This is a genomic window from Sediminitomix flava, assembly GCF_003149185.1.
Taxonomy (GTDB): Bacteria; Bacteroidota; Bacteroidia; order Cytophagales; family Flammeovirgaceae; genus Sediminitomix; species Sediminitomix flava.
The window spans coordinates 221,102-235,679 of the sequence record NZ_QGDO01000003.1 but is presented as its reverse complement, the minus strand read 5'-3'; the positions used below and the strand labels follow the sequence as shown (position 1 = coordinate 235,679).

The window sequence follows — 14,578 nt, the reverse complement described above, 5'->3', positions numbered from 1 at the left end:
TCTATAATTCTTCGTAAGTAAACCAATCGAAATCGGCATGTTTATTTTGTCCCGTCAAATCCTGACAACATACCCCAACAAAACTTCCAGTAAAAGCAGGGCGATAGATGTCACCAAGTCCATCTCTGACATAGTCATCTGATAAAATGCTGCCATCTAAAACCTCCCCCGCTTTTTGCCACTCATTATTGTCTACACTGTAGAAAAACTGAAGTTTGTCTCTGTTAAAATCTGCTCGTAGATAAACACGAGATTGATCTCCCAATTGGATTGGTTTATCCATTGGTTCCGATGTCCCATACTTATTACACGCTATAATATTGAGCACCGATTGTCCGTTTTCATCACCACTTAGGTGTAAATAGTAGTAATGAGAAGTATTGTAATAGCATACCAAGCCTGCCATTTGTTGAAAGCTTTCAGGAGAAAACTCTAAGGCTACTGTGGTTACACTATGAAATGCCTGAACTCTTCTAGCAATTAAACTTTGATGATGTTTAGAGGTAAGAGATTGACGGCCATACAAACGTAGGAATCCTTCTCTTTCAGAAAGACTTAACCAATCCTCCGAAACAGGTATTCTTAAAGACTGAAAATGAATATTTAAAGAATCAGATTCAAAGTCCTCAAAGAATAATGTTGAAGGCTTATAATCTACTTCTGGAGATGGTGATTCTAACTCAACTCTTGGTAATGCACTTCCGCTACTTGCATATAACCAACCATCTTCTCTCCATTCTACTTTCTCAATAGCTGTCTCTCTTCCTAAAATACATCTTCCTATATTGGTTAGCGGTCGCCCAACTAGAAACACACAATACCAATCACCATTTGGCGTTTCTACAATATCTCCATGACCAGCTCTTTGAAGTGGATGTGAAGAATGATTTCTTGCCGATATCACAGGATTTTCTGGATGAATTTCATAAGGTCCCATCAGAGATTCAGACCTAGCCAAAGAAATCGCATGTCCATACTCTGTTCCTCCTTCAGCAGTTAAAAGATAATAATATCCATTTTTCTGATAGATATGAGGACCTTCCGTTATTCCTAACTCACTTCCTTCAAAAATATGCGCTGATTTCCCGATTAACTTCTGTTGCACGTTGTCATATTCTTGAATGATGATACCGCCAAAGAACTTTCCTTTTCTATGGTCTACAATCATAGAAGTGAACCATTTTCTGCCATCTTCATCATGGAAAAGTGATCCATCAAAACCACTACTACTCAGATAAATTGGCTCTGACCATTCACCTCTGATATCATCTGTAGTGACCAAATAATTTGGCGTATCTTTCCAAACTCCATCGAAAGACTTCACATTAGAATAAACCAAATAGAAAGTACCATTATCGTAGGTCAGACAAGGTGCCCATACTCCACAAGAGTCAGGTACACCAAGCATATCCAACTGACTTTTTCGATTCAGTGGATGTCCTATCAATTCCCAATTAACAAGGTCTTTTGAATGATGAATCTGAACACCCGGAAACCATTCGAAAGTAGAAGTTGCTATGTAATAATCCTCTCCCACTCTGATAATTGAAGGGTCTGGATTAAAACCTTTAAGTATCGGATTTTGAATTGTTTTCATAGCCTAATGTCCAATTATTATTTTCTCTTCCACTACTTCATCTGCACTAGTCACAACTTCTCCTATAAGCTCTTTCTCAACCTGTTCCAATGATTTCCCTTTCGTCTCGACTACTACCGTCAATGAGAAGATCAGACAGATGATCATAAAGATTGCAAAAACAAGGAAGGTTGTGCTTGCTCCTAAAAGCTCCAATTCCATTGGAAACATTGTTGCCACCGAAAAACTTGTAATTCCGTTTAGTGCTCCAAAAATTGAAATCCCTAAAGCTCGTAGTCTATTTGGTAAAATTTCTGGTAGCATCGCCCAAGTCACAGGACCTAAAGAGATTGAGAAACCAGCAATAAATCCGAGAATACCTACTAAAACCAACACATCATTAATACTAATACTCTTATTTAAGATCATACTCTTATAAGATGAATTGTATTTTGAAAGTACAGCTTTCTCAATAGCAGCATCTTGTTTCATTCCATCCATCATGTAATGATGAATTTCTCTGTAAAATGCCTCTCCTTCATGATGCTTCAGCTTATTCCCCCTACTTAAAAGCTTAGACTTAATATTGTTGAAGAAAACTAACTCACCGTCAAACTCTATATCTTCAATTGATTTAAGTGTATTTACGAGTAAATCAACTTCTGCATACAGACTTGCTTTTTCAATCGGAGATATCCCTTTTTCAGCGTTTTCAATATTACTTCTTAAATCATATTCAATTGTCATTATACTTTCTTCATTCAGCGTATAAGTGGCTTTATAAAAACCAAAAGACGCAATCAATAAAGAAATAGACATCACAGAGGTTCCAATAACTAGAAGTGGTTTTCTTCCTAGCCTGTCAATCAAGAACATCGATATGATTGTCATTCCCACAAATACCAAACCTACCACTATTGACTGAAGGAATGCCGCATCTTGCCCTCCACCTGTAGATTGGAAAATCATAGGCGCATAATAAAGCACAGCATTAATCCCCGATACTTGCTGAAAAAATGCTATACCAAAACCAATAAGTAGTACCAATTTCATTTTCTTAGAAAAGAACTCAGATAATCCACCCTCTTTTCTATTTTCATCATCTTCAATACTCTTTTTAATACAGTCGTACTCTTCTTCTGCCAAAGCTGGTCCACCTATTTTCTCTAGGATTGTCTTCGCTTTTTGATCATATCCTTTTTTGATTAACCATCTTGGGCTTTCTGGAATGAAGAAAAGTAAACCAAAATAAGCTACTGCCGGAAAGAAACCGACACCCAACATCCAACGCCAGTTCAGTTCTGGGTCATCTACCCATTGTAAAATGTAGTAATTGGAAAAATATGCAATAGTAAGACCTAAGACTATATTTAATTGGTTAAATGTAACTAGCCGCCCACGCTGATCTGGTGGCGCAATTTCAGAAATATAAACTGGAGCTGTAAGTATTGCAATACCAACTCCGTAACCTGCTATGAGTTTAAAAAAGATAAAAAGAAGAATGTTTGGAGCTAAAGCCGTACCTAAGGCTCCTGCCATAAATAAAAAAGAAGTAAAAAATAGACTAGGTCTTCTACCCCATTTATCGTTAAGAAAACCTGCTGTAAGGTTTCCAAAAAATCCCCCTAAAATAATCACCCCAGTGGATAAACCTATCAAAAATGGCTGATCCGCAATATCAAAAGTATTTTTATAGAATGGAACAGCACCTGAATTCACAGTCCCATCAAATCCCAATAAAAAACCGCCAATAGATACAATAAGGGCAACCAATACTGAATAATACGCTCGCTTTTTCATGATTGCATAATGTTTGAAGACTGTTCTTATATCATTTCAATTAACTGATATAAAGCAAAGCCTCCGTACAAAAGTCCTAGAGGCTTTGCTTAACTTCATTACCTGATTAGTAGCCAGGATTTTGTTGAAGAATATCAGCTCCTACCACGTCAATTTCCGATTGTGGAATTGGTAATAACTCATCTCTACCCGATTGGAAATTCTTTCTTTGGAAAGTTGCATTTGAAGTAGCATCACCCCAACGAACTACATCCGAGAATCTATTCCATCCTTCAGTTGCCAATTCTTTTCTACGCTCGCTTTTAACATCGTCCATTGTGTACGAACCTAAAGCTGTAAGCCCTGCTCTTTCACGAACGGCATTCAATGAAGCAAGTCCGTTTCCACCGCCACCCATTGCTGAAGCTTCTGCGTGCATTAGTAAAACTTCTGAATAACGGATGATTTTTTCATTCAATGGAGATTGTGACGGTTGTAATAAGCCATCCAACACATCCCAATCAATGATGTATTTACGAGTGTAGTTACAGTCTTCAAGATTTGGTCTCAACCAACTTACATTCCAATCTAGCACAACACCATCTGTCGCCAATATTTCATCAGCTGAGATTGTTTCATCTCCATTGTAATCTCTTGGAGGACACCAGTTTGCTGCAAGATTTGGAAGATCACCTCTGATATCCATACCTACTGAGATAAACGTATCTTCATAACGAACATCGTTTACTTTATCATATTGATCTACAAGTTCTCCCAATGGCAACATATTACTCCAAGACGTCCATCTACCAAAAATCCAAGGGTAACACATTTGCCACATACCCGAACCTTGTTGGCTTTGGCTTGCTACTTCAAAGAAATCAGCACTAAAACCATCTTCATATTGAATTTCAAGAATTGATTCTTTACCATTCTCATTATCAAGCTTAAAGTTTCTTCCGAAATCTTCTTCTAAAGCATACTCACCAGAATTGATAACAGCCTCTGTATAAGCAATTACACTAGCATAATCTTCTTGATAAAGTTTAGACTTTGCCAATAAAGTTTGTGCTAAACCTTTCGTTACTCGCCCTTCTACTGTTCCTGATTTTGTTGGAAGATCATCAACAGCATCCATCAAGTCAGCGTCAATTTGTGCGTAAATTTGAGCTGCCGTTGCTCTTTCTCCTGAAGGGATTTCAGAAGGTGATGCAATTGGCTCTGTGATCAATGGAACTCCACCCCACATTCTTACCAATTCGAAGTAGAAGAATGCTCTGAGTGTTTTTGCTTCAGCAATTACTTGCGCTTGAAGTCCTTCTGTTTCCCATCCATCAAATTCTTGTGCTTTCGCGATTACAATGTTTGCTCTAGAAACTCCACCATACCATTTTTGCCATAATTTCTGAACACTCACATTGTTTGATTGCATCAATGAGAAATCGTCCATGATGGTACCTGGTGTCCAGAAGTTTGCAAATTGAGAGTGCAAATCGTCAGCTCTGATTCCTTGCCACATCAATGGGAAAACATGTACCCCATCCATTACTTGCCATTGCAATACATCATAACTTGCATACAATGCCGCCATTAGGTTTGGCTCTGTGTTATAGCTATCACCACTTAATTCTGTAACTGGTGATTTATCTAATAATTCATCCGTATCACAACCTACAATTGATAATCCTAGTAAGGCTGCCCCTATTGTTTTTATAAATCTTTGTTTCATGACTTCAGTTGATTAAGGATTAGAAATTGATTTGGAATCCGCCCATTACTGTTCTTGGTTGTGGATAGAAACCACGGTCAATTCCTACATCCAAGAATGCTCCACTGTTTGATTGTCCAATTTCTGGATCAGCACCTGTGTAATCTGTGATCGTAAATAAGTTTTGTGCTGAAACATAAACTCTAACCTTTGAAGCTCCAATCTTCTCTACAAGTTGAGTTGGTAAAGAATAACCTAAAGAAATGTTCTTCAATCTTAGGAAAGAACCATCCTCAATGTAGTAGTCAGATACTTCATCATGACCTCCGTGATAACCGAATAGGTTAGATCTTGCTACATCTGAATTTGAGTTATCAGCTGACCAAGAATCTCCAAAATATGTAGGTCTGTTCAAGTTGATGGCATCTGGACGAAGGAATGCTTTGTAGATATCGTTTCCTTGGCTTCCGAAGAAGAAGAAGTTCAAATCAAATCCTTTGTATTCCAATCCACCCGTAATACCGTATGTAAACTCTGGGAATGGGTTACCGATAAATGTTTTATCAGCCTCTGTGATTCCTTCTTCTCCATCTAGGTCTTTGAATACTATGTTTCCAGCTTCATCAAAACCATCTACTTGATAACCATAGAAACTAGCGATAGAATGTCCTTCTTCTGTTTTCGAGATTGGTGATGCCCAAGATGGTTGAACCACACCTGAATTAATTGGCTGTCCTCCTCCTAAATCTGTCACTTCATTTTTCATGGTAGCGAAGTTGAAACCAAGATTGTATTTCAAGTCACCAGCTACTGTGTTTCTGTGGCTAAGAGCGATTTCAATACCTGAGTTTCTTACACTACCTACGTTAGAGAATGGAGCACCGATTCCTACATAAATTGGCGTACCCACTTGTGCCAACATATCAGAAGTTTCTTTGATGAAGTAATCCACAGAGATTCCGATTCTATTATTTAAGAAATCAGCATCTAAACCAATGTTTGTTTGAGTTACTTCTTCCCACTTGATATCTTGGTTACCCATAATGATTGGTGCAATACCATCTGTTTGCTGTCCTGAAATCACATATTGAGCATTAGAAGTAAGACTTGGAAGGTATTGGTAAGCATCAATTTGGTCATTACCATTTACACCCCAACTCGCTCTAAATTTCAATAGATCAATAAAGTCTATATCCTTAATGAATTCTTCATCTGAGATATTCCAACCTGCAGAAACTGAAGGGAAGTAACCCCATCTGTTATTAGGACCGAATTTAGAAGAAGCATCCGAACGAACTGTAGCTTCGAACAAGTATTTTCCTTTGTAGCTGTAGTTTACTCTACCAAAGTATGACAACCATCCGTTCTCAACAACTGAAGCTGGAGTCACATTGATTTGTGATTTATCTTTCATCATTGCGAAAGTCACATCATCAAAGTTATTTGTGTAGAAGTTTTGACCATTCATTGACGAAGAAGACCATGAATCTTCAATAACTGTCATACCTAGAAGACCGACTAACTTATGATCATTTTGTTCAAAAGTATATTGTAAAGTATTATCCCATTGAGTTCTAAAAAATGTTTCTAAACCTTCTTGGTAATAAGCATTTAGATTTGTGAAAGTTTGCTCTGGATAATCGAACGTAGGTGTGAATGAACGAGTTTTACCCGTTTGACCGTAGTACGAATAATTTGTTCTAAACTTGAAGTTGTTCACTTCATAAGATGCTCCTGCGAATGCCGATACCACATCAATTACAGCATTGTTGTTCGTCAGCTCAAGTGCTAACATTGGGTTTGTAATTGCTCCAATATATGGCAACTCTACACCATTATAAGACTGTACTGGAGTTTGTCTACCTGGGTTAAAGATTTCACCGTTGTCCGCATAAACTGGGAAGATTGGAGGCAAGTTGTTCACATAATTCAAAATAGCACTACCTGTACCTGCACTGTTTTCAGCTAAGAAATTACGATCTGTTTGTGCATAAGTACCTCCAAAATTAATTTTCAATCCTTCTGCTAAATTTTTATTGAAGCTTCCTCTAAGAGACTTTCTTTCAAAGTTTGACTTATCCAAGTCTCCGCCTACCATACCATCTTGTTTGTAAATACCAGTTGCAAACATGTAGTTGTAGCTTTCTCCTCCGCCACCAACGCTAGCATGGTAATTTTGAATAGCTGCTTGATTGAATACTTCGTCATACCAATCTGTATCTGGTAATTTAGCTGCCTCTTCTGCTGTAAATTTACCTCTTGAAGGAATGCCTTCTTCTAGACCGTAAGTGTTATAATAATCTACTGAATTGTTAAAGAAGTCAATGTATTGATTCTTATCCATCAATTCTGGCTTATTACCCAAGCTTTGAACTCCGTAATAACCTGAGAAGCTTACTTTAGGAGCTGTTGTCTTATTATCCCCTGTTTTAGTAGTCACCAAAACTACTCCATTACCACCTCTAGCACCATAGATTGCAGCTGAAGCACCATCTTTCAAGATTGAGATATTTTCAATATCTGAAGAGTTTAGGAAATCAAGATTAGGAACCTGTACTCCATCTACGATATAAAGAGGATTTGAATTGTTCACAGAAGAGTTACCTCTAATTCTGATGGTCATTGGCGCACCTGGTGAACCAGACTCTTGAAGTACAACAACTCCTGGAGCATTACCCTGTAATGCTTGCTCTGCACGAGCTACTGGCTGTTGAGCTAATTTTGAACCGTCAATTTTAGTAACTGCTGTTGAAACTTCTCTAGCTGAGATTTCACCATAACCAATTACTACAATTTCATCTAACTGATCAGCTTCCTCAATCAATTCAATATTAATTACTGATCTTCCTGCTACTTCAACTTGTGTGGTTTGAAAACCAATGTAGCTAAATACAAGTGTACTATTTTCTCCTACAGATAAAGTATAATTACCATCAAAATCTGTAACCGTACCTGTTGATGTTCCTTCTAGTTTTACGTTAACACCGGGTAAAGGCATTTTATCTGTTGCACTAATGACATTTCCTTTTATGATTACCTCTTGAGCTTGTGATGGAAGCACAAAGGCAAAGCTTAAAAGTCCGAAGAGAAGCCATCGGCAAGACATCGTTCTTTGAATAAGTTTCATAGTCTTATAGTAGTTTACAGTTGGCAGCATTCAGCTATCCATATAAAAAATATTGCATGTATTTTCATGCGTACGCCCGGGCATGTACGTCAATAAACAGATGCTTAAACTTAGTGAGTCAGAAATGTGATTTTGTATTCTTTTTGTAGATGCCGAAACACCTGTGATGATTAAAAAGTAATACTGTTCCTTTTTTCTGTCATTGCAATAAAGGGCTAAAACAATAGTAAAAACAACACTTCAACTACTTCAAGGGTACTTCAACCCCCAAATCAGCACACTTCAATCACGCAAATAGCGTCATAAAGACACTTATGTTGATTTTAATTTATTTTCACATTTACTCATCCAATACTTTTATCGCTAAGAATTCTATTATATAAATTTAAAGAACATCTGTTAAGATTTACATTTCAATTGAATTACTTCAAAAAACAATAGAGCTATTAAAAAGAAAAAAGTCCACCAATACACTTGATGGACTTCAATACATATACTTCTAAGATTAGCTTATAAAGTCAGGATAAAATCTTTCAATTTCACTTCTTTTTCTAAGCCTAACTTTTTCTTTAATCTATACCTACTTGTTTCAACTCCTCGAACAGACATATTCAAAGTATTCGCAATATCTTTAGTTGACATATCCATTCTTATATACCCACATATTTTACATTCTTGCGTTGTCAAATCTGGATAGTGATTCTTTATCTTTTTAAAGAAATCGCCATGAACAAAGTCAAAATGCTCCTCAAACTTCTCCCATTCTTTGCTATCATTGATATCTTTTTCGATTCGTTTAATCAAAACCTTTAGTTCTTTCTGCTGAAGTTTTTGATCAACTCCTTTCAATGCTTTTTGTAGATCTTCTTGAAGACTTGATAAAAAGGCATTCTTTTGAGTCAAATGCATGGTAGACAAAGTCAACTCTCTGTTTTTAGATTCAATCTGATCTTTCAACATCTCATCTTGAAGCTGTTTAATTTGCCCATCTTTCTGAGTAAGTTGATATTGAGTTTCCTCCATCAAATCCTGTTGTTCTCTAGCATAATGAGATCGAACAACGTATATACCGACTCCAGAACTCGTCAATAAAATAGCTATATAGCACAAAATAGCCCAGTTTGAGCGATACCAAGGTGGTTTAATGATAAGTCGGACTGAAGTTTCAAAACTAACTTCTTCTTGAATATTCTTTGCTCTTACTTTAAAAATGTAAGTACCTTCTCTCAAATTTGTATAACGTTGTTCAGAAGTTTTATTCCACTTTGACCAACGATTGTCATAACCATCTAAAATGTATTGGTACTCAACAAATTCGCTCCCCTCAAAATTTGGAGCTACAAAAGATAGTTCTATGTTATTCAGTTCAAAAGGTAAATTTATCGTTTTAATCTTATTCGCTTCTGGAAGGTATTTCTGAAGAACAATTTCTTCTTCAGTCCCATTCATTGCTTTTATTTCTCTGATTGAGACTTGATATTCCTTCTGATTATTGGGTTTAAAAGAAGGGTTATAATGAATAAATCCATCTTTACTTGTAATCAAAATATTATGAAGATCAATCGGTACTACTCGGTCAAAATTATCACAGATCATAGGATTAATTCTGAAGAACTTCTTTCTCTCGACCTTATGGTTCCCAAATTTATCTAATTGTATATACCCAAGCTTGCCTTCTTGAAGGAAATAAATATTTCCATTCATATCTTCAGTCATATAAGAAACTCTCTCTTCTCCTAATAACTGATTAAAGAAATCATCCTTTACAAATCTATCTGAAGTTTCATCATAAACATAAATACCTGATTCAGCACAAAATATAAGACGGGAATTGATCTTATACATGTTGATAAGCAAGTTAGAAGGAAAACCTTCGTCTTTACCATAATGCCTGAGGTCCTCTACACTATCCTTTTCGGCATTGAGTTTCATCCGATAGACTCCTTTAAAGCCATGACTTGCCCAAATAAAGTGGTTTTCATCTTGAGCCATTAACCTTGGAGATTCAGTAAATCCTTTCAGCTGACGAACAGGTTTCCATGTTTTATTTTGTTTTTCATAAAGAATGATACCCCCATAAAACCCTTGAAGAACAAAGTTTTCATCTTCAAGTAATTTCATATAGTTCCAAGCTCCATTTTTATTACTCAACTGTTCAACACCATCCTTCTTTATCTTGAATGCCCCATTGTGTTGAGCATAATAAAGACTTCCATCTAATTCTTCTATTTCATGAGCTTGACCTTGAGAGCCTAACATAAATTCAAACTCTAGTTGATGAGTTTGAGGATGCTTATTTCCTTTGAAAAGGCCATTTGAGGTTCCTATATAAAGTTGACCTTCAAAAACTTTTGCAGCATAACCCGCCCCTTCTACGCCATTATTTTCATTAAATAGCGTAAACGGAGAATTTAATTCAACATAAGAAATTCCCTCATTGTGAGTAAGCCATAGATTACCATTCTTTTCCTGATAAATACCATAAACTATTCGATCATTCAATCCTTTTCCTTTGTTGAAATGATGAATAATTTCGCCTTCATCTGAGATGATAAACAGTCCATTATTTTGAGTACCAACAGCGATCTTTCCATCTTTAAGTACTCGAACAATATTTATCATACTGTTTTCAAAAATAGTATGTAAAGAATTTGCCCAAGGGTGAAGTTCCTTGCGATCATACAAGTACATATTTCCTTCTAAGGTAGCAATGAGCAGTTGATCATCTTTAAATGGTACAATAGAACGAACAGTTTGTTGCTCTAAAACAGCACCGCCTTTCACCTTTTTGAAGGAATCGCCGTCAAGTTCCTGCAAGCCTAAACTCCAAGAATTGGCATATACTTTACCTCTCACATAATAGCTATAGAAAGTAGGTGTTTGGGGTAAAATCACCTTTAAATTCTCGCCATCATATCTGAAAAGTGCATTATGAGAACAAAATAGAATTTCAGAATTTTCTAATTCGTAGATATCCCAAACTTCATCAAACTGAACATTTAAGGATGAATCTATTTTGACTGTTAGGTCTGTGTATTGGAGTTGCCCATTCTCTGCTTTTGAGAAAAAACCAAAGTTACCCTGTCCTCCTACATAAATATTTCCATCTGTAGTTGCTAAAAGGGACATCAAATTGTTATTGGGTCTGTTCAAAGCATAGGTTTGCCAATACTTTCCGTCAAACTCAAGTAAACCAGCACTATTTGCGAAGTACATACTCCCATCTTTTCCTTTAGTCACTTCCCAGTTCTTCGAACCACTCTGATAATCAAGGGAACTGTAGGTTTTAGTTAAATGAACTCCTTTAAAAACTCTTTGAGCTGATAAACTCTGATAATAAAAAATAAGACTGAAAAGAAGACCCAATCGTAGATAAGAATTTCTTGATGATATCTTCATGTTGATAGTAAAATATGTGATGTTGTTGTAAAACTCTAAATGCGCCTTGTTTTACAAGATAAAAATTAATTTAGAAAATATTTAATTATTCAAATTTCTAAGGATTCTTCTGTGCCTTAGACCTAATGAGATATATAACTATATTTATTTTGAAATCAATCTAAATTATAAAAAAAGGGATCACAGTATGATCCCCATTTTTCCTAAATAACATGATTACTTTATTATCCCAATCAAATTGTCGCCACTTTTTCGTTTTCCTCAATTTTTTCAATTTCTTTCTCACCCTTCCATAAAGCTTCCATATCTTCTAAAGATTTACCTTTTGTTTCAGGGACATATTTCCAAACAAATACAATTGTTACCATACACATTACTCCATACACCCAGAATGGAAAACCTCCATGAAAATTATCTTGAAGCGTCTGATTATCCATCATCATTGGGAAGGTCTGTGATACTATAAAGTTTGATATCCATTGTACAGCTACAGCAATTGACATCGCTACCGCTCTAATACTATTTGGGAAAATCTCAGATAGCAATACCCAAACTACAGGTCCTAATGATAATGCAAAACAAGCTATATAACCTAGAACAAATACCAACAACCACACATCTGTATTTTGAAAATATGCTGCAGTACCCAATGCAATCATACAAACGCCCATTCCAAATGATCCGATTAGCAATAAAGGTTTACGACCAAACTTATCTACTGATACAATTGCGATCACGGTAAATAATAAATTTACGGCCCCAACTACAATGGTTTGAAGCATTGCCGTATCGGTTCCTCCATCACCCAAATTCTTGAATATTTCAGGAGCGTAATACAAGAATACATTGATGCCTGTTACTTGTTGGAAGAAAGAAATAAGTGAACCAATCACTACAATTTTCAATGCCCATGGAGCAGTAATACTCACTTTTTCTACAAGACCTTCAGCATTGAGAGATTTTTGAATACTATTTAAAGCAGCTTTGGCATCTCCGCCTATTTTTTCTAAAACTCCCAGTGCTTGACTTTCCTTATTTTTCATTGCCAACCATCTTGGAGATTCTGGAACTGTGATCAATAGAAATGTAAATAAACCTGCAGGAATTGCTTCAGAACCAAACATCCATCGCCAACCTGTATCTACATTCCAGCTAATATCACCTTGAAGAACAATATAATAATTCACGAAATAGACCACTAACATACCAAAGATGATAGCAAATTGATTAATTGCTACTAACCGTCCTCTTAGATGTGCTGGGGCAATTTCTGCGATATACATTGGAGATAGTATAGAAGCAATACCTACACCTACTCCACCGATGATTCTATAAACAATAAACTCTGTAAAAGAATCAGGAACAGCTGAACCTACTGCTGAGATAAAAAATAAAATACCTGCAATAATCAATGCTAATCTACGTCCGATTCTATCGCTCAACATACCCGCTACTCCTGCCCCCAATATACAACCTCCTAAAGCACTTGAAGCTGCAAAACCTTGCTCAGCTGATGATAAATCAAAAAAAGTTTTCAAGTTTCCTATTGCTCCCGAAATTACTGCGGTATCATATCCAAAGAGTAAACCTCCTAATGCTGCTACACAGGTTATTAAGGCTATGAAAGTCGTATTATATGATTGTTCTATTTTTGTATTCATTGATTTCTTGGTTATTAGTTTTCTCTATGAGTATTTGTCCATGATTACAATCACATTTTAGTGTAATCATGACACATATTCAATTTCTAACCTCATGGATTTCCAAGAAAGCGGTTTCGCAACCGTTTTCAATACTTCCAAAAGGGATTAAAAAACTATAATTTTTACTGAGAAACTTCTAATTCATCAAGAGGTAAAACCAGACCTTCTGCAAAACTGTAATAGGCTGGTTTAGGCTCCAATTCTTCATCAAAAACCGTTGGCCAATCAGTCAAGTTAAAGAAGGGACGAATCCATGTATCTCGATCTGTAAAATCCCAAAACGTAATCCCAAATTGCTGAGCCGCAGGTACAACTTTTCTATATATTTTTACGATTCTTTGGTATTTCTCTGCTTGAAGTTGTTTGAGCTCTTCTGTCAACTCAGTAATACTTTGTTCTCCTCCACCTTCAGTATCATTGTGTTTATTGAAAATGATGTCAAGCTCTGAGATATGTATTTTTAAACCTGTTTCAGCAGCTTTCTTTAAAGAATTTTCAATCAATTCTTCTGGTGTATCAATACGGATATGCATCTGAAAACCTAAACCTGTAATAGGAACATTTTGCGCTTTCAATTCGGTAATCATAGAGATTACCCCATCCAATTTCTCAGCATCTCTTTCAATATTGAAATCATTGTAAAATAAATCTGCTTCAGGATCAGCTTCATGAGCATATCTAAATGCATTTGCAATATATTTTTTACCCAGATTATTGTACCAAAGCGTTTCTCTATATGCTCCACCTTCAGAAGCAAAAGCTTCATTTACGACATCCCAAGCTGCTACTTTTCCTTTATACCTTCCGACTACCGTTTGAATATATTCTTTCATAAAAGAATCCATCCATTCTGCGCCATTTTCTGCTGTTTGATCTTTTATCCATTGAGGTGCTCCATGGTGCCAGATTAAGGCATGTCCAAAAAGTCTTTGATTATTCTTTTCACAGAAAGAAACCAAGGTATCAACCTTATCCCAATAATAAACACCTTCTGTAGGAATTATACCGTACATTTTCATGTCATTTGTGGCAGTGATACTATTGAAATTCTTTTCTGTGATAGCTTGTAATTTCGGGTCTTTTAATACGTCACTGATATTTACGGCTCCTCCGACTGGAAATTTGCCCCAATCTTTTAAGCCTTTGTCTGTACTTTGTCTGATCTGATCTTGAATAGAAATTGTTTCTTTCTGTTGGCAAGAAACCACGCCTACTAAGGTTGCTAAAAAGCACAAATAAAGCATTGAATATAATTGATGTTTCATGTTGTCAGTCTTTAAAATTGT

7 protein-coding genes are annotated in these 14,578 nt (G+C 36.1%); all 7 read right to left on the bottom strand.

The window, feature by feature from the left end; genetic code table 11:
• Position 1: 1 nt before the first annotated feature.
• The gene (locus tag BC781_RS12995; protein ID WP_109618372.1) at positions 2-1,597 is read right to left on the bottom strand and encodes a glycoside hydrolase family 43 protein; all 1,596 of its coding nucleotides are present in this window, start codon (positions 1,595-1,597) and stop codon (positions 2-4) included.
• Between the two features lie 3 nt (positions 1,598-1,600).
• Complete coding sequence (locus BC781_RS12990; RefSeq protein ID WP_109618370.1) at positions 1,601-3,376, bottom strand: sugar porter family MFS transporter; 1,776 nt, start codon at positions 3,374-3,376, stop codon at positions 1,601-1,603.
• Between the two features lie 106 nt (positions 3,377-3,482).
• Entirely contained in the window at positions 3,483-5,084 is a 1,602-nt protein-coding gene (locus BC781_RS12985) for a RagB/SusD family nutrient uptake outer membrane protein (RefSeq protein ID WP_109618368.1), read from the bottom strand.
• Between the two features lie 19 nt (positions 5,085-5,103).
• Positions 5,104-8,190 (bottom strand): SusC/RagA family TonB-linked outer membrane protein, encoded by a 3,087-nt coding sequence (locus BC781_RS12980; protein WP_158281465.1) that lies wholly within the window; start codon positions 8,188-8,190, stop codon positions 5,104-5,106.
• Positions 8,191-8,700: 510 nt separating this feature from the next.
• Positions 8,701-11,589, bottom strand: coding sequence for a triple tyrosine motif-containing protein (locus tag BC781_RS12975; RefSeq protein ID WP_109618364.1), 2,889 nt, complete (start codon positions 11,587-11,589; stop codon positions 8,701-8,703).
• A 233-nt stretch (positions 11,590-11,822) separates the two neighbouring features.
• Complete coding sequence (gene xylE, locus BC781_RS12970) at positions 11,823-13,250, bottom strand: D-xylose transporter XylE (RefSeq protein ID WP_109618362.1); 1,428 nt, start codon at positions 13,248-13,250, stop codon at positions 11,823-11,825.
• 164 nt (positions 13,251-13,414) lie between these two features.
• The gene (locus BC781_RS12965; RefSeq protein WP_211323799.1) at positions 13,415-14,557 is read right to left on the bottom strand and encodes an endo-1,4-beta-xylanase; all 1,143 of its coding nucleotides are present in this window, start codon (positions 14,555-14,557) and stop codon (positions 13,415-13,417) included.
• Positions 14,558-14,578: the final 21 nt, after the last annotated feature.

Bases quoted from the DNA above. Each gene is read 5' to 3' on its own strand.
- BC781_RS12995 (WP_109618372.1), bottom strand. From the start codon at position 1,597: ATGAAAACAATTCAAAATCCGATACTTAAAGGTTTTAATCCAGACCCT.
- BC781_RS12990 (WP_109618370.1), bottom strand. From the start codon at position 3,376: ATGAAAAAGCGAGCGTATTATTCAGTATTGGTTGCCCTTATTGTATCT.
- BC781_RS12985 (WP_109618368.1), bottom strand. From the start codon at position 5,084: ATGAAACAAAGATTTATAAAAACAATAGGGGCAGCCTTACTAGGATTA.
- BC781_RS12980 (WP_158281465.1), bottom strand. From the start codon at position 8,190: ATGAAACTTATTCAAAGAACGATGTCTTGCCGATGGCTTCTCTTCGGA.
- BC781_RS12975 (WP_109618364.1), bottom strand. From the start codon at position 11,589: ATGAAGATATCATCAAGAAATTCTTATCTACGATTGGGTCTTCTTTTC.
- xylE (WP_109618362.1), bottom strand. From the start codon at position 13,250: ATGAATACAAAAATAGAACAATCATATAATACGACTTTCATAGCCTTA.
- BC781_RS12965 (WP_211323799.1), bottom strand. From the start codon at position 14,557: ATGAAACATCAATTATATTCAATGCTTTATTTGTGCTTTTTAGCAACC.